The following is a 16920-nucleotide window of genomic DNA, read 5'->3' on the forward strand; positions in this document are numbered from 1 at the left end:
GCTCAGGCATCGCGCAAGGTCGCCAGCGCTGGCTGGCGCAGCACTTCGCGCAGGCCCAGCCAGCCGCCGGCAAAAGCGCACAGCATGCCAGAAACCACGCCGACCGGCACGATCCACGCATTGAAGCGGTACGGGAAATCGAATACGAACTGCGACAGCCCCCAGCCCACCGCGATCGCGCCGAGGCTGGCCAGCAGGCCGGCGAGGCCGCCCACCACCAGGAACTCGGCATACTGGGTCTGCCGCACCAGTGCGGCAGACGCACCCAGCGCCTTGAGCAGGCCCGCGTCGCGCTTGCGCTCGTCGCGCGCGCCGGACAAGGCCGCGTACAGCACCGTCACCCCGGCGGCCAGCGTGAACACGAACAGGAACTCCACCGCCGCAATCACCTGGTCCAGGATGTCCTGGATCTGGCGCAGGATCATGTCGGTATTGACCACGGTGATGTTGGGAAAGGCCGCGATCAGCCGGTTGCCCAGCGCGGCGCTGGCGGGCGGCAGGTGGAACGAGGTGATGTAGGTCTCGGGCATGCCCTGCATCGCCCGCGGCGGCAGGATCACGAAGAAGTTGACCCGCATCGAGCCCCAGTCGAGCTTGCGCAGCGAGGTCACGCGCGCCTGCACCGGCTGGCCGGCCACGTCGAAGCGCAGCGTGTCGCCGAGACGGATGCCCAGGGTCTTGGCGATGCCCTCTTCCACCGACGCGCCCGCCTCGTCGCCGTCCGAGCCGTTCGACCAGCGCCCGGCGATCACGCGGTTGCCCTCCGGCAGCGCATCGGTGTAGGACAGGTTGAACTCGCGCTCGACCAGGTTGCGCGCGCGCCCGTCCTCGAAGCTGTCGCCGCGGATGGTGCGCGCGCCGATATGGGTCAGGCGCCCGCGCACCATCGGGTAAAGCAGGTCGGTGATGCCGGCGCCGGCCAGCATCTGGCGCAGCGGCTCGCGCTGGTCCGGCTGGATATTGATGATGAAGCGGTTGGGCGCGTCCGCCGGCGTGGCGCTGCGCCAGGAATCGACCAGGTCGTTGCGGGTCATGCCGAGCAGCAGCAGCGCCATCAGCCCCACCGCCAGCGCCACGGTCTGCAGCACCGTGACCGCGCGACGGCGCTCCAGCACCGCCAGCGCAAAGCGCCACCCCATCGCCGCGCGCCCGCGCAGGCGTCCGCGCAGCAGCCGCGACAGCAGCGTCAGCAGGCCCAGCGCCAGCACGCCGAACACCACCCCCGCGGCGACAAAGCCGCCGGCGGTGGTCAGGCCCAGCCGCAGGTCGCGCGCGGCCACCAGCAGCAGCGCGACAAAAGCGCCAAGCCCCAGCGCATAGGCCACCCAGGCCGACACCGGCGGCAGCCCGATATCGCGCCGCAGCACCCGCAGCGGCGCGACCCGCGTCAGCGCCAGCAGCGGCGGCAGCGCAAACCCGGCCAGCAGCACCAGCCCGGCCAGCACCCCCACCAACGCCGGCAGCAGCGACGGCTGCGGCAGCGACACCTTGAGCAGCCCGCCCAGCGACAGCAGCAGGCCATAGTGCGCCAGGTAGCCGAGCAGCACGCCGGCCAGCGCGCCGCCCGCGCCGACCAGCAGGAATTCCAGCCCGAAGGCCCGCAGGATCTGCCCGCGCGACAGCCCCAGGCACTTGTAGACCGCGCAGGCATCGGTGTGGCGCTGCATGTAGCGGCGCGCCGACATCGCGATCGCCACTGCCGCGATCATCGACGACAGCACCGCCACCAGCGACAGGAAGCGCTCGGCGCGGTCCAGCGTGGCGCGCATCTGCGGCTGGCCGGATTCCAGCGACTCGACCCGCGTATTGCGCAACTGGCGGCGTTCGATCTCGTCCTGCGCCCATTTCTGGAAGGCCGCGCCGGCGGCATCCGGACCTGCCACCAGCAGCCGGTAGGTGACGCGGCTGCCCCAGCCGATCAGCCCGGTGCTGTCCAGGTCCGACAGCGGCATCAGCACGCGCGGCGCAAAGTTCATGAAGCCGGTGCCGCGATCGAGTTCCTGCGTGATGATGCGGTCGATGCGGAAGCTGCGGCTGCCCAGCCGCAGGCTGTCGCCCACCGCCACGCCCAGCGCGCCCAGCAGCGCCTCGTCGACCCATACCGTGCCCGGCGCGGGAATGCCGTCCGCGGGCGCGTCCGGCCCGCCCGGCGCGCCGGTCACCTTGAGCCGGCCGCGCAGCGGATAGCCGTCGGTCACCGCCTTGAGCGCGGCCAGCTGGCTGGGCGGCTCGGCGCCGGCCTGGGCCTTGCCCTCGGCAGTGGCCATGCTCGGGAAGGTAACGGTCTGCGCCACCGCCAGGCCGGCTGCCCGGGCACGCTGCGCGAACGCGGCGTCGAATGGCTGGTCGGCCACCAGCAGCACATCCGAGGCAATCATCTGGCGCGCGTCGCGCTCAAGGCCCAGCCGCATGCGGTCGGCCATGAAGCCCACGCTGGTCAGCGCGGCCACGGCCAGCACCAGCGCAAACAGCAGCAGGTAGAGCTCGCCTGCCAGCCAGTCGCGCCGGGCCATGCGCAGCGCCTGGCGCCAGGCGGAAAATCTGCCGCCGGTGGCAGTGTGCAGTCCAGCGGGTTGGGCGGCAGTCGCAGGGACGTTGATGGCGGACTCGGAGGGCATCGGTTGGTTGGTTCTTGGTTGCTGGCGCCGGTGCGCCTCGGGTCAGTCAGGCAATGCAAAGAGCCGGCGGGAACGGCCGCGACGCTAGCGTGGTGCGTCGTGCCGGGTCCCGCCGCGCAGGCTGGCATGGACGCGGCGCACCCCGCGCCACAGCTTCGGCAGCAGCCACACCGAGCCCACCAGGAACACCGCCAGCAGCACCAGGAACAGCACCGGCACGAAAAACGCCAGCAGCAGGCTGCCGGTGGCGGTCAGATCCTCAGTGAATGAGGCCGTCCAGTTGGAAAACGGTTCCGGCGACACGTTGATCAGCGCGCGCGTGCCGGCCTTGACCGCATGCGCGGTGCCGGCCAGCGTGCCGCCGACCAGGCCCGCGGCTACCACCCACTGGGGATCCAGCTGGCCGAACGCGGCGGCCGCCAGGATCGCCCCGGCCGGAATGCGGATGAAGGTGTGGATGCCGTCCCAGACGGTGTCGAACGCCGGCACCTTGTCGGCGACGAACTCGGCCACTGCCAGCACCGCGGCCACGCCGATCACCCACCAGGATTCCAGTGGCTGCAGCCCGGGCGGCAGTTCCAGCCAGCCCAGCCGCGCCAGCACTCCGGCGGCCAGCACGGCCAGATAGAGGCGAAAGCCGCTGGCCCAGGACATGCCCGCGGCCAGCGCGGCGGTTTCCAGCATGGCGCTCCTTGCAAGGGTCCGGCGCGGGCCGGTGCAGACATCGGCGCGCCCTGGCAGGGAGTGTAATACGGACCCGCGCGCGGTGCGCCCGAACGTCTGCGGTCGGGGCAGGCCAGGCCCTCAGCCGTCTTCCTTGCCGTCCGCCCCGAACCAGGGCAACGCCTCTTGCGGCGTCAGGATGCCAGCCGGCTCGGCCATGGTGTAGCCGGGCAGCGCTTCGATGCGCCGGGCAAAGGCGGGATCGGCCAGTTGTGCCAGCAGCGCGGCCATCCACCCGGCGGTCTGGTCGTTCTTGCGCAGCGCCAGGTAGTAGGCCTCGCGCGTGAGCGGCACGAACGCCAGCCCGTGGGCCTCGGCGTTCATGCGCAGCCCGAACCCGGCCTGGGCCCGGCCGCCATGCACGGCTTCCGCCACTTTTTCGTTGCTGAATTCGGTTTCGTCGTAGCCGGCGATCTGGTCCGGATACAACCCCTCGGCGGCCAGCAGCTGGTCGAACAGCATGCGCGTGCCCGAGCTGCGCTGCCGGTTGACGAAGCGCGCCTGGCTGCGCGCCAGGCCGCGCAGGTCGTGCACCTCGCGCGCCAGCTCCGGCGCCAGGATCAGCCCCTGCTCGCGCCACGCCAGCCGCAGCAGCCGCACGGCGCCAGGCCGCAGCCACTTGCGCAGGGTCACATGCGCCACCGAACCCGCGGTCTGCACCGGCGAGACATAGAACCCGGCCAGCTCCGACTGGCGTTCCTGCAGGCAGATCAGCCCTTCCACGCTGCCGCAGAACACCGTGTCGAGCTGCAGCGGACTGCCGGCCGTGCCCAGCGCGGCGGCCAGCACTTCCACCGCCGGATCATGGCTGCCGGTGAAATGCACGCACGACTGCGGCTGCTGGGCGTCGTCCAGGTCGGCAATGAACTCCGCCATGGCGCGCCGCACCGCCGGCTCGATCGACTCGCGCAGGCGCAGCTCGGCGCGCAGCAGGCGCTCGCCGAAGCGCGTCAGCGACGCGCCGCGCCCGCGTTCCATATCCAGCATGCTGCGGCCAAGCATCTCTTCCCAAGACCGCATCACGCCCCAGGCGTGGCGGTACGACAGCCCGATCTCGCGCGCGGCGCGATGCAGCGACCCGGTTTCGCGCACCGCCTTGAGCAGCTGGAACACCTTGGCATTGGCGCGCGGATTGTCGTCGGGGGCGACCACGGGAAACAGGTCGAAGCGGAAAGTCATAGGTTCTCCGCTACATATTTACTTGTCGATCTCGGCTGCACCACAATGAATACCCCATTCTTATGTTGTTTTGCCGCATTCTCACTGAGATCCATTGGCAAATGCAATTATGTCGACAAAAACATAATAACAAGGAGATACCGTATGTCCCGCCGCGCCCAGGCCTTGCGCCGCCTCGCCGCCCCGCTACTCTGCATCGCCCTGCTGCCGGCGGCGCATGGCGGCGAGATCAAGCTGGCCACCACCACCAGCACCGAGAACTCGGGCCTGCTCAAGCACCTGCTGCCGCGTTTCGAGAAAACGTCGGGCGTCACCGTGAAGGTGATCGCGGTGGGCTCGGGCAAGGCCATGAAGATGGGGGAGATGGGCGATGTCGACGTGCTGCTGGTGCATGCGCGCAAGATGGAAGACGCGTTCGTCGCCGCCGGCTACGGCATCAACCGGCGCGACGTGATGTACAACGACTTCATCTTGGTCGGCCCGGCCAGCGACCCGGCTGGGGTCAAAGGCGGCAAGGATGTGCTGGCCGGCCTGCGCAAGCTCGCCGCCAGCGGCAGCAAGTTCATCTCGCGCGGCGACAACTCCGGCACCGACGTGATGGAGAAGGATTACTGGAAGCAGCTCGGCATCGAACCCAAGGGCCAGCCGTGGTACGTCAACGCCGGCCTGGGCATGGGCGAGGTGCTGACCATGGCGGCGCAGATGCCCGCCTATACGCTGTCGGACCGCGCCACCTACGGCGCTTACCGGGCAAAAACCGGGCTCATGATCGCCATCGAAGGCGACCCGAAGATGTTCAATCCGTACGGGATCATCGCGGTCAACCCGGCCAGGCATCCGGGTATCAACTACAAGGATGCGATGAAGCTGGTCGAATGGATCACGTCAAGGGAAGGACAGGAGGCGATTGCGGGGTATAAGGTTGAGGGCGAACAGCTGTTCTTTCCCAACTACGGTACGAAATAACACTCAGCCAGAGGCTCCCCTCACCGATCTTGCGTCACCCCAGTAATGCACGGTGTATTCGATCACATCAACCCGTGGCGGGGGGGTCCGCCACTATCGAGGGGGCCTTCCTCGCCGCGCACAGACATTAGTTCCCGCCGGGCTATTCGCCGAGCTCCCGGCGCAAGTCTCGCGCGACACCTGCATGGCTGGTATCACTCATACCCGATAGCAGCAGCGCGTCGTCCACCGGTTCCTGGCGGCGCACATTGAGCGCCGCCAGGTTCGCTAGCGCAGCATCTCGCGTGCCTTTTATATCCATCACCCTTGACCGCTAACGCGCCGGGCTTCGCTTGCACCGCGCCGTAGTCACGGATGGCGTCTTCGCGTCGCCAGTATTCGCTCAGGCGTTCGGCCTTCAGGTTCATGGGCGTGTCCGGCCACTGGACGCTCGGCAAGTGGGAGCAACTATCTAGGTCAACCTCTAACACCGGCATCTAGCCGCGATACGGCCTTCGCGGAACGACTTTCGGTCTGCAGCCGACTCGTTGCCTGTCTCTAAGCGTTGCTGCCACCCGCAGCTTCTGCGGTCCTCAGACAAGGCCTCATCCCTCGCCAGAAAGACTCATAGGACTCAGGCCACTGCCAAGGCGGGACAATGTTTGAATTCACCGTTCAAATCCCGGATATGAGCATCAAATATCGAATACCTAATAAAACGCCGGCGCTGGCATTGAATCATCCCAGCTCATTTCCTACCATCTGTCAGGCAAAGGCCTGATTTTTATCGCACAAAAATCAGCTTCTTTGCGGGACTTCTGGGCAAAAAGTGGCGCAGATATTTTATCTACTCACTCTACGCCGGTATTTTTCTTAGGAAATCACCCCAGGAAATTTCCCATCAAATGTCCAGAATTTGATCGCCATTTTAAAATGGTTTAACCTCAAGGAGTCGTCATGCAAAATACAGACATCGATCCCATCGTTCAATCATCCGCCGCGGAAACCACGGATCAGGACATTGACAAGGCCGCGCGAGAAATTGAGCGTCAGATCCAAGGCCGAGCTTGGAACATGAACCAGCCCCTCAATATGATTGCATACGAAGACCAAAGCTGACATCAGCCGAAGCGGCGCCCCATTGGGGCGTCGTCACTTCCAAGAAGGAGTGGATCATGCTTCTGCAATTTGGAATCCAGTCTCAAATCAGCAACTTGGTGACCCTGATTGGCGCCCAAGATCCGTCTGCCGCCCGCTCTCTTACCTCCATTGGGGACATCCAACGCGCCTATCACAGTTTCATCGAGCATCTACAAAAGCGACGCCCAAGCGGGGCGCCTGGTGTGACTCGAATTATCACAAGCGCAATAGAAGCAAATCAATTCCGCTCGGTGTTCACAAATGATTCATTGCTTGATGACAAAATGCAATCCGGAGTTATCAGGGCGCGCAAGGATGTGCAAGCAACGGAGAAGAGATCCCTGCTCAAGCGTGCGCTAAAGGAGCTAGCACTCTACTCCAATGAACATCGAATTCTCTTCGACACAGTCATCACTGACATATTCATTCTGCCATCGGAAATCGCGAGAGCAGGCTCGACATCCAACGCATTGGGCGTGATATGGGCAAATCCAAAAATCCAATATAGCCTGCATGATGTCATTGAGATGCTCGTGCATGAACTCACACATCACGAGATGTTCTTGGACGAACTGCGTCATGCACACTATGACTACAAGGCCATGCTCGACAAGCGAACGTGGGCTCGATCGGCGATTCTTCATGTCCCACGCCCACTCGATAAAGTTCTGCATAGTGCAGTGGTTGCAACTGAAATACTACTGCTGCGCGAGCAGATCCTTGGCCACCCCATTCGACCAGCAATTCACCCACCGACGCTGAAGCTAATGAGTTATGTGGGTGAGTCCTTAGCTTCAATGGATGCGGTGCTTCATAGCAAATCGTTGAGCAGTGGGATCTTTCTTGACCGCGCTTTTGAAATTTTCGAAAGCGTAAAGCGAAGCTATACCACGCTCTTGCATTGCCCTCGCGCCGCAGCGCTGCATTAGATAGTTTTCACGGAGATAGACGCCCATGAGGGAACAGGGAGTCAGACGCCTGGCTGAGCTTAAATCACGCCAGTGGAAGGACCTCTTCCTGCTTTCGGCGGCAGGTTGGACGCTTATTCTTATCCTGATCCACCAGGGAGTCATTGCTGCCTCATCGTATTTCCTGACACGGTTGATCGAAGCATTCCAGGCGGGGACCGACTATCGGTCCTACCTATTCGAATACCTTTTGGCCATGGTGCTTCCCTATTTGCCCGGTTGCGCATCCCTCGTCGCCCTGCAGGCCTGGATCAACCAAGCTCACCGTAGATTCTCAGCACGCCTTCCGGAGGCCATTTTCGGACATACAGGCAAGCACAACGACAATGCTCTCCGGGAAGCCACCGAGGCTGCCTATTCGAGGAATTCATTCGCGGCATTGAAGGACTATCTGACGTTCGTGCATCAGTTTGCCACCCTGTGCTTGAACAGCGTGCTTAGCATCGTCGTTTTGGCTTTGCTGCTGCCGGCGAATCTCTTGGAGGGATATATGGTGAGTGTCCTCGCTTCGATGACGTTGATCCTGCTGCTGCGGCCGGGCGTTCATTCACTATCAACAAAGACTGAAACCGCCCTCATCTCCTATGGAGATGCACTCTCACAGGTCTGGGATAACTCTGTGCTAGGAAATAGGTACAACTTTGAACTATGGAATAATTATCGGGAACAACTCGCGTCGAAATATTATCGACAGTCGAACAAACTGCAGTTCTTGAAGCAAGCCGGAAATCTGGCACTCGCGCTTATCTCTTTGGCACCAACCACCTATCTCATCCTCGTTGCTGTTCAGAGCAAATCAGCGGAGCCAATTCTGATCGCTGCAATTGTTGTTAATCTGACGCGGATCTTTCATATCCTCAACTCCCTAAGCGGCCTAGTCAATCAGATTCTGGATTTTTCAGCGATGAATGCACGTATACGGGTGATGATGAGCCCGGAACTAAAATTTGACGATCCGTCTCATTTTCCTGACAAGCCGCGGGGAGAGATTTATCTCAATGGTGCCCCGATACATGAATACAAATCGGTGGTGGAAATTGTGCGAAGCTGCAGCCATGGGCGCTTTACGATACAAGGCGCCAACGGCGCTGGAAAATCTACGCTTCTGCAGGTGCTCAAGCAAGCCTTATCTGGCGATGCTATTTTGGTTCCGAGCCACAACGGCAAACTGCGCTGGCGCGCCACCGGCATTGAAAAATCAACGGGCGAACGGGCGGTTGGACATTTGCTGGAGATTTCCGAGCATCCCGATGCAAAGTACCTGCTTCTCGATGAATGGGATGCAAACCTTGACGCCGCCAATACCAAAGCAATCAATGACGTCTTGCGGAATCTTAGCCAGCACAAAGTGATAGTAGAAATCAGACATTAGGAGCTAGCTATGAAAGACTCATATTTAGTGGAAGCCATTCTCGGCTCAGAGGACCTCCTGCGAAGCTACCGGAATAGAAATTTCTGGAAAGGCAGAATTGATCCCGTGAAGCTGCAATCCATCTTTTCTTGGCACCGTCTCAACGAATTGCTTGCCACTCACAGAATCACCAACGATCGTTTGCGCCTTTCTCTAGCGGATGACTACAAGACAGCAAATATGGTGGCCTTTCGGCCGGGCCGAGACCAGTTCGGGCGGCCGACAGACATTCTTTCCATCAGCGCGCTGCATCAACTTATGGGATGCGGGGTTACTGGCGTTTTGGAAGCGACCCAGGAACTGGTTCCTCCGCTTGAAGTACTGACATCCGAGATCAGTACCAGGCTCCAAGCGCGCTCTTCAGCCAACGCCTTTTTTTCTTTTGGCTCGTCCTCAGGCTTTGGGCCACATAACGATGACCATGATGTAATCGTTATTCAATTCTGCGGTCAGAAGCACTGGCAGTTCTTTCGTACTTCCCCCTCTCTAGACAAGGCTAAGGTGGATGACTTAGCTGCTCCCGGAACAGCGGAAAAGGGCGACTGCGTATTGATGCAAGAAGGCGACGTATTGTTTGTGCCCAAGGGAACCTGGCACGACGTATCGGCACTCAACGCGCCAAGCCTTCACGTCACCATCAGTATCGTCTTTCCAACGATGTCCGACTTTATCAGATGGCTATTGACAAAACATCGCTACAGCATTCCTTTTCAGGATATCCGCAGCGATGATGATCCGAGCACGGTTGCCGCCATCTGCGCCGACTTCCTTCATACTGAAATAGGATGTGACACCGTATCAACCTTTCTGAATGAATACTACGCCCGGCACTCTGCGCGAAGAATTAACCCCGCATTCCCCCATCTTAACCGGGTGACACCTGGAGATTCCTTCATTCGTTTGCCATACACCTTCATAACATTGCACAACGACAAACGACTCGCAACACGTACGATCTCGGCTTTAGGGCGGAAACATTGCATTAGCGAGTTGGAGCATGAAGTACTAAAGCGGCTTTCTCACAAAGCTCCCAGCACACTGAAAGATATTCAATCGTTCAATCCAAAACACGGACCTAACACAGCGGCGACCATCAAGGCAATTGAGGGCCTGTTGGACAAAGGGCTAATTTCCAAGATGTGAGCAACTGTAATATGTACCCAGATACACCGTACTTGACGTTTTAAATACTCTCAGCCGTCATTGCCTCTTCGCTCGAGAACAAAGTCCGCCTCTACCTCTCTCACCCCGGGCAGTCGCACCATGACGTGAACACGAATATTCCGCAGATTCTCGCGGTGTCTGCAGAGGAAGTCCAAGATCGGCTCGAGTTGACGCCAACGGCGCACTGAACCTCGTACGGTTGAAAGGACGAAGTGTCGCTCACCCATTTGGAACTCAACGAGCCAAGCCTTCTCATGCTGCCGATATACATCCACGTCAATTGAAGCAGGCAACATCCCTGCCAGATGCCGGATTTCCTGTATCGTGACCAGGGTCGCCTGATTTACTTCCAGCTGAGCTTCCAGCATTTTACGATCTCCGCGTCGAGGATACCGGGGCGCGTCGCACAATCTACGACCCCATTCCTACTGCGGCAATTGCAATTTTCCAAGCACTACCTGAACCTTTTCAGCCTCTGTGGCCTGAACGGGGCAGCATCAGTCGATTTGAGCGGGATCAGCCTCAACCCGCCTCGGCCTCCAGCCTCGGCAGCTGCGGCAGATCCGCCGCCACCTCCGCGATCATGCGCCGGATCCACATCACGTCCGGCGCGGCATGGCAGCGTTCGTGCCACAGCTGGTAGAAGCGCATGCGCGGGAACGCCACCGGCGACGGCACCATGCGGATCGGCAAGTACTGCGCATAGTGCGCGGCGAACTGCCGGCCGGTGGTGAAGACCATGTCGGTCTTCATCAGCACATACGGCACCAGCCCGAAATACGGCAGCGTGACCTGGATATTGCGCTTGTAGCCCTGCTCGGCGAGTGCCTGGTCGATCATGCTGCGCTGCATCGACGCGTAGGGCGCGGGCGCCAGGTGCGGCATTTCCAGGTAGTGCTTGAGCGTCAGTCCCTTGCGCGCCAGCGGGTGCTGCGCGCCCAGCATGCACACCACCTCGTCGTCGAACAGCGGCGAGATATGCAGGTGCTCCGGCGGCGACAGCCAGTTGCCGACCACGATATCCAGCTGTCCCTGCTCGAGATCGTCAAGGAAATCCGACGACGATGTCATCGGGTGCACAAACAGCTTGGCGCCCGGCGCCAGCCGGCGCACGCGCTCGACGATATTTGGCAGGAAGAAGGCGTCCAGGTAGTCGGGCGCGCCCAGGTGGAAGGTGCGCGTGGTGGTGGCCGGGTCGAACTGCTGCGGCGGGCGCGCGATGCGGTCCATCGCCGCCAGGCTCTGCTCGGCCAGCGCCAGCAGCTCGCGGCCGCGCTCGGTGGGCACCATGCCGTTTTTGCCCCGCACCAAAATGGCGTCGCCGGTGATCTCGCGCAGGCGCTTCAGGGTATTGCTGATGGCCGGCTGGGACTGGCCTAGACGCACGGCGGTGCGGGTCACGCTCTGCTCGGTGAGCAGGGTGTGGAGCACCCGCAGCAAATAGGTATCGAGATGGTCGCGTCCGTGCATGGCGATGGCGGCCCTCCGGCGGGGGCCGGATGGGTGGCGTGGGGGATGGGAACGGCGCATAGTGTATGACAGGCACCCCACGATCGGTCAAATCACCCTCTCCCGAGGGGCGCCGCCTGGTGCGGCGGCGCACGTCCGCGGTGCCCGCTGATGGGGCATATCACCTGGGCCGAATATTGCTGGAAAGGCCCGGGTGCTATGTTTCCGCCATCACCAAGAGAGAGAAGACCATGGAGACGCAAACCATCCGCTTTTTCCATCGCGGCCAGGTCAAGGAAGTATCCGACGCCCCCATTACCCGCACCGTGCTGCAGTACCTGCGTGAAGACGCGCGCTGCACCGGCACCAAGGAAGGCTGCGCCGAAGGCGACTGCGGCGCCTGCACCGTCGTGGTCGGCGAGCTGCAGGACGGCGGCGACGTCGAATTCAAGGCAGTCAACGCCTGCATCCAGTTCCTGCCCACGCTCGACGGCAAGGCCCTGATCACGGTCGAGGACCTGCGCCAGGCCGACGGCAACCTGCACCCGGTGCAGGAAGCCATGGTCGAGTGCCACGGCTCGCAGTGCGGCTTCTGCACCCCCGGGTTCGTGATGTCGCTGTGGGCGCTGTACCAGCAGCACACGCCGGGCGGCGAGGCGCCCTCGCGCCAGACCATCTGCGACGCGCTGACCGGCAACCTGTGCCGCTGCACCGGCTACCGCCCGATCATCGACGCCGGCGAACGCATGATGGCCCTGCCCGCCCCCACCGCGGACAAGCTCAATCCGCGCCAGATCGCCGACACGCTGCGCAACCTGAAGCGCGGGGAAACCTTCCGCTACCGCGCGCAGGGCCAGGACTTCTTCGCCCCGCGCACCGCGGCCGAGTTCGGCGCGATCAAGGCGGCGCAGCCCGATATCCGCATCCTGGCCGGCAGCACCGATGTCGGCCTGTGGGTCACCAAGCAGTTCCGCGAGCTGGGCAGCCTGCTCTACGTAGGCCAGGTCGAAGACCTGAACCAGGTCGAGCAGCGCGACGGCATGATCGAGATCGGCGCCGCCGTGACGCTGGAAAAGGCCTACGCCGCACTCAACGCCGCACACCCGGAGCTGGAAGAACTGTGGAAGCGCTTCGCCTCGCTGCCGATCCGCAATGCCGGCACGCTGGGCGGCAATATCGCCAACGGCTCGCCGATCGGCGACTCGATGCCCGCGCTGATCGCGCTGGGCGCCGAAGTGGTACTGCAGCACGGCGAGACGCGCCGCACGCTCCCGCTGGAAGACTTGTACCTGGCGTACCAGAAGACCGCGATGCAGCCGGGCGAGTTCGTTGCTGCGCTGCGCGTGCCGGTGGCCGGCCCGCAGCACTTCCGCACCTACAAGCTGTCCAAACGCTTTGACGAGGATATTTCCGCCGTGTGTGCCGCGTTCGGCATCACCGTGCAGGACGGCATCGTCACACAGGCCCGCATCGCCTTCGGCGGCATGGCGGCGACGCCCAAGCGCGCCGCCGCGACCGAGGCGGCGCTGAACGGCCAGCCCTGGAACGAAGCCACCGCGCGCGCCGGCATGGCCGCGCTGGCGCAGGACTACACGCCGCTCACCGACATGCGCGCGACCGCGTCGTACCGCAGCCGCGGTGCCGCCAACCTGCTGTACCGGTTCTGGCTGGAAACCAACGCCGACGCGCTGCCCGCCGCAGCCGTCAATGTCCGCGCCCCCGGCGCCGGCATCAACGAAACCGCCACGGCCTGAGCCGGAGAACAAGGAACGAAATCGGCATGAACAAGCAAACCGAACCCTTCCTGCTCGACGCCGCCGCCGAACAGGTACCGCAGGTCGGCATCTCGCGTCCGCACGAATCCGCCCACCTGCACGTGGCCGGCACCGCGACCTACACCGACGACATCCCCGAGCTGGCCGGCACGCTGCACGCCGCGCTCGGCATGAGCACCCGCGCGCACGCGCGCATCAAGTCGGTCTCGCTCGACAAGGTGCGCGCCGCGCCGGGCGTGGTCGACGTGCTGACGGTGGACGACATCCCCGGCACCAACGACTGCGGCCCCATCATCCATGACGACCCGATCCTGGCGCGCGGCGTGGTGCAGTTCGTCGGCCAGCCGGTCTTTATCGTGGTGGCGACCTCGCATGACGCGGCCCGCCGCGCCGCCCGCCTGGGCGTGATCGACTATGAAGACCTGCCGCCGGTGCTGTCGCCGCAGGCCGCGCACGAGGCCGGCAGCTATGTGCTGCCGCCGATGCACCTGACACGCGGCGAGCCCGCCGCGCGCATTGCCGGCGCGACCCACCAGGACAGCGGCACGATCCACCTGGGCGGCCAGGAGCAGTTCTACCTCGAAGGCCAGATCTCGTACGCCGCGCCGCGCGAGAACGACGGCATGCACGTGTGGTGCTCGACCCAGCACCCGACCGAAATGCAGCACGCCGTCGCGCATATGCTGGGCTGGCATGCGCACCAGGTGCTGGTCGAATGCCGCCGCATGGGCGGCGGCTTCGGCGGCAAGGAATCGCAGTCGGCGCTGTTCGCCTGCTGCGCCGCGCTGGCGGCGTGGAAGCTGATGTGCCCGGTCAAGCTGCGCCCGGACCGCGACGACGACATGATGATCACCGGCAAGCGCCATGACTTCGTGTTCGACTACAACGTCGGCCACGACGACGAAGGCCATATCGAAGGCGTGAAGGTCGAGATGGTGTCGCGCGCCGGCTTCTCGGCCGACCTGTCGGGCCCGGTGATGACCCGCGCGATCTGCCACTTCGATAATGCCTACTGGCTGCCCAACGTGCAGATCGACGGCTACTGCGGCAAGACCAACACGCAGAGCAACACCGCCTTCCGCGGCTTCGGCGGCCCGCAGGGCGCGTTCGCGGTCGAGTACATCCTCGACAATGTCGCCCGCACGGTCGGCAAGGATTCGCTCGACGTGCGCCGCGCCAACTTCTACGGCAAGAGCGAGAACAACGTCACGCCCTACGGCCAGACCGTGGAAGACAATGTCATCCACGAGCTGATCGACGAACTGGTGGCCAGCAGCGAATACCGCGCCCGCCGCGAGGCCACGCGCGCGTTCAACGCCACCAGCCCGGTGCTGAAGAAGGGCATCGCCATCACCCCGGTGAAGTTCGGCATCTCGTTCAACGTGGCCCACTTCAACCAGGCCGGCGCGCTGGTGCACGTCTACAACGACGGCTCGGTGCTGGTGAACCACGGCGGCACCGAAATGGGCCAGGGCCTGAACACCAAGGTGGCGATGGTGGTGGCGCACGAGCTCGGCATCCGCATGGAACGCGTGCGCGTGACCGCGACCGACACCAGCAAGGTGGCCAATACCTCCGCCACCGCGGCGTCGACCGGCGCGGACCTGAACGGCAAGGCCGCGCAGGACGCCGCGCGCCAGATCCGCGAGCGCCTGGCCGCGTTTGCCGCGCGCAAGGCCGGGGTGGAACCTTCGGAAGTGCGCTTCAACGATGACCTGGTCAGCGCCGGCGAGCTGCGCCTGTCGTTCGGCGAGCTGGCGCGCGAAGCCTACGTGGCGCGCGTGCAGCTGTGGTCCGACGGCTTCTACACCACGCCCAAGCTGCACTGGGACCAGAAGGCGCTGCAGGGCCGCCCGTTCTACTACTTCGCCTACGGCGCCGCATGCTCCGAGGTGCTGGTGGACACGCTCACCGGCGAATGGAAGCTGCTGCGCGCCGACGCGCTGCACGACGCGGGCCGCTCGCTGAACCCGGCGCTGGACATCGGCCAGGTCGAAGGCGCCTTTATCCAGGGCATGGGCTGGCTGACCACCGAGGAATTGTGGTGGAACAAGGACGGCAAGCTGATGACGCACGCCCCGTCCACCTACAAGATCCCGACGGTCAATGACTGCCCGGAAGCCTTCAACGTGCGCCTGTTCCAGAACCGCAACGTCGAGGACAGCATCCACCGCTCCAAGGCAGTGGGCGAGCCGCCGCTGCTGCTGCCGTTCTCGGTGTTCTTCGCGATCCGCGACGCCGTGGCCGCGCTGGGCGACTACCGCATCAACCCGCCGCTGAAGGCCCCGGCCACCAGCGAGGCCATCCTCGACGCCGTCGAGGCCGTGCGCGCGGCGGCGGCGCAAGGGGCTGCGCAGGCAGCCTGAACGGTGGCAAGGAAGCGCGCGCCTGCGGACGCCCCGGACTTTCCCCCCTCGACTGCCTTGACAGGCGAGGGGCCGGCGGAAGAAGCAGGCGCGCGCCACCACCAGCACCGCCATTAGCGCCACAGCAACACCGGTCAACACCCGCATCTCCCGAGGCCCCCACCATGCAGGACGCACCGCTCAAACCCTTCCGCTTCGCCGACGCCGCCCGCATGGTGCGCGCGGGCGTGCCGGTGGCGATGGTCACCATCGTCGAGGTCAAGGGCTCGGCGCCCCGCGAGGCCGGCATCCGCATGCTGGTCAGCGCCGACGACCTGGTCGGCACCATCGGCGGTGGTCACCTGGAATGGCGCGGCATGGACATCGCACGCGAGATGCTGGTGCGCGGCGAGCCGCGCCGGATCGAGCGCATCCCCCTGGGTCCCGCGCTGGGACAGTGCTGTGGCGGCGTGGTGCAGCTGGCGTTCGAGGTGCTTGGCGAAGCCGACCTGGCGTGGCTGGATGCCGTGGAGCGGAAGTTCGCCGCCCACTGCTCGCTGCAGCGGCACGTTCCCGCGCGCGGCGCGGTCACCTTTGCCGACAGCCGCGCCGTGCTCCCCGGCGTGGACCTGCAGCCCGACGGCAGCTGGACCGACACGCTGGTGCCCGACACCATGCACGTGGTGCTGTTCGGCGCCGGCCATGTCGGCCATGCGCTGGTCAAGGTGCTGGCCACGCTGCCGTGCCGCGTGCACTGGGTCGACGAGCGCGACACGCTGTTCCCCGGCGGGCTGCCCGACAACGTCGAGGCCGAGGCCAGCGACACGCCCGAGGCCGTGGTCGCGCAGGCGCCGGCGGGCAGCTACTTCCTGGTGATGACGCACAGCCATGCGCTCGACCAGACCCTGTGCGAGGAAATCCTCAAGCGCACCGATTTCGCCTACTTCGGCCTGATCGGTTCCAAGACCAAGCGCGCGCGCTTTGAACACCGCATGGCCGAGCACGGCATCGACCCGGCCCGGTTTGCGGAAATGACATGCCCCATGGGGGTTCCCGGGATCACCGACAAGGCTCCGGCTATGATTGCGGTTGCCATCGTCGCCCAGCTGCTCCAGGTCCGCGAACAGCGCCTTGCCGCGCTGCGTGCGGGCCGCACGGAGGCGGTGCATCCCTGAACCCGTGCCGCCGGCGCTGCCGGCCGGT

At 64.0% G+C, this 16920-nt stretch carries 13 protein-coding genes; 8 read left to right on the forward strand and 5 right to left on the reverse strand.

Annotated features, from left to right (window positions below; all coding sequences use genetic code 11):
• Positions 1-2 precede the first annotated feature (2 nt).
• The 3 genes from GA0116996_RS17370 to GA0116996_RS17380 all read right to left on the reverse strand — a co-directional run bounded on the left by GA0116996_RS17370 (position 3) and on the right by GA0116996_RS17380 (position 4520).
• Positions 3-2618, reverse strand: coding sequence for an ABC transporter permease (locus tag GA0116996_RS17370; RefSeq protein WP_092314100.1), 2616 nt, complete (start codon positions 2616-2618; stop codon positions 3-5).
• Between the two features lie 84 nt (positions 2619-2702).
• Positions 2703-3302, reverse strand: a complete 600-nt coding sequence (locus tag GA0116996_RS17375; protein WP_092314102.1) for a DUF4126 domain-containing protein — start codon at positions 3300-3302, stop codon at positions 2703-2705.
• 120 nt (positions 3303-3422) lie between these two features.
• On the reverse strand, positions 3423-4520 hold the full coding sequence (locus GA0116996_RS17380; RefSeq protein ID WP_092314104.1) for a substrate-binding domain-containing protein: 1098 nt from the start codon (positions 4518-4520) through the stop codon (positions 3423-3425).
• A gap of 144 nt (positions 4521-4664) precedes the next feature.
• On the opposite strand from GA0116996_RS17380, the gene GA0116996_RS17385 reads away from it, so the two are divergent.
• From GA0116996_RS17385 to GA0116996_RS17390, 5 genes are all read left to right on the forward strand, one after another.
• Positions 4665-5486: an ABC transporter substrate-binding protein gene (locus GA0116996_RS17385; RefSeq protein ID WP_092314106.1), complete on the forward strand. Its 822-nt coding sequence runs from the start codon at positions 4665-4667 to the stop codon at positions 5484-5486.
• 936 nt (positions 5487-6422) lie between these two features.
• Positions 6423-6584, forward strand: a complete 162-nt coding sequence (locus tag GA0116996_RS28290; RefSeq protein WP_165835157.1) for a hypothetical protein — start codon at positions 6423-6425, stop codon at positions 6582-6584.
• A gap of 56 nt (positions 6585-6640) precedes the next feature.
• Positions 6641-7534, forward strand: coding sequence for an aKG-HExxH-type peptide beta-hydroxylase (locus GA0116996_RS28080; RefSeq protein WP_133250542.1), 894 nt, complete (start codon positions 6641-6643; stop codon positions 7532-7534).
• A 25-nt stretch (positions 7535-7559) separates the two neighbouring features.
• Complete coding sequence (locus GA0116996_RS28085) at positions 7560-8945, forward strand: ATP-binding cassette domain-containing protein (RefSeq protein ID WP_133250541.1); 1386 nt, start codon at positions 7560-7562, stop codon at positions 8943-8945.
• 9 nt (positions 8946-8954) lie between these two features.
• Positions 8955-10127, forward strand: a complete 1173-nt coding sequence (locus GA0116996_RS17390; protein WP_092314108.1) for a JmjC domain-containing protein — start codon at positions 8955-8957, stop codon at positions 10125-10127.
• A gap of 50 nt (positions 10128-10177) precedes the next feature.
• On the opposite strand, the gene GA0116996_RS17395 is transcribed toward GA0116996_RS17390, so the two are convergent.
• Together GA0116996_RS17395 and GA0116996_RS17400 are read right to left on the reverse strand one after the other, a co-directional pair.
• Positions 10178-10516, reverse strand: a complete 339-nt coding sequence (locus tag GA0116996_RS17395; protein WP_092314110.1) for a hypothetical protein — start codon at positions 10514-10516, stop codon at positions 10178-10180.
• Positions 10517-10670: 154 nt separating this feature from the next.
• Entirely contained in the window at positions 10671-11618 is a 948-nt protein-coding gene (locus tag GA0116996_RS17400; RefSeq protein ID WP_092314112.1) for a LysR substrate-binding domain-containing protein, read from the reverse strand.
• 230 nt (positions 11619-11848) lie between these two features.
• Between GA0116996_RS17400 and xdhA the strand changes: the two genes are divergently transcribed.
• The 3 genes from xdhA to xdhC all read left to right on the forward strand — a co-directional run bounded on the left by xdhA (position 11849) and on the right by xdhC (position 16892).
• Positions 11849-13351, forward strand: a complete 1503-nt coding sequence (gene xdhA / locus GA0116996_RS17405) for a xanthine dehydrogenase small subunit (protein WP_092314114.1) — start codon at positions 11849-11851, stop codon at positions 13349-13351.
• Between the two features lie 26 nt (positions 13352-13377).
• Positions 13378-15738 carry a xanthine dehydrogenase molybdopterin binding subunit gene (gene xdhB, locus GA0116996_RS17410; RefSeq protein WP_092314116.1) on the forward strand — a complete coding sequence of 787 codons (2361 nt, stop codon included), beginning with the start codon at positions 13378-13380 and terminating at the stop codon, positions 15736-15738.
• Positions 15739-15902: 164 nt separating this feature from the next.
• Entirely contained in the window at positions 15903-16892 is a 990-nt protein-coding gene (gene xdhC, locus GA0116996_RS17415) for a xanthine dehydrogenase accessory protein XdhC (protein ID WP_092314118.1), read from the forward strand.
• The last annotated feature ends 28 nt before the right edge of the window (positions 16893-16920 follow it).

The sequence above is a fragment of the Cupriavidus alkaliphilus genome, assembly GCF_900094595.1.
In the GTDB taxonomy this organism is placed as follows: Bacteria; Pseudomonadota; Gammaproteobacteria; order Burkholderiales; family Burkholderiaceae; genus Cupriavidus; species Cupriavidus alkaliphilus.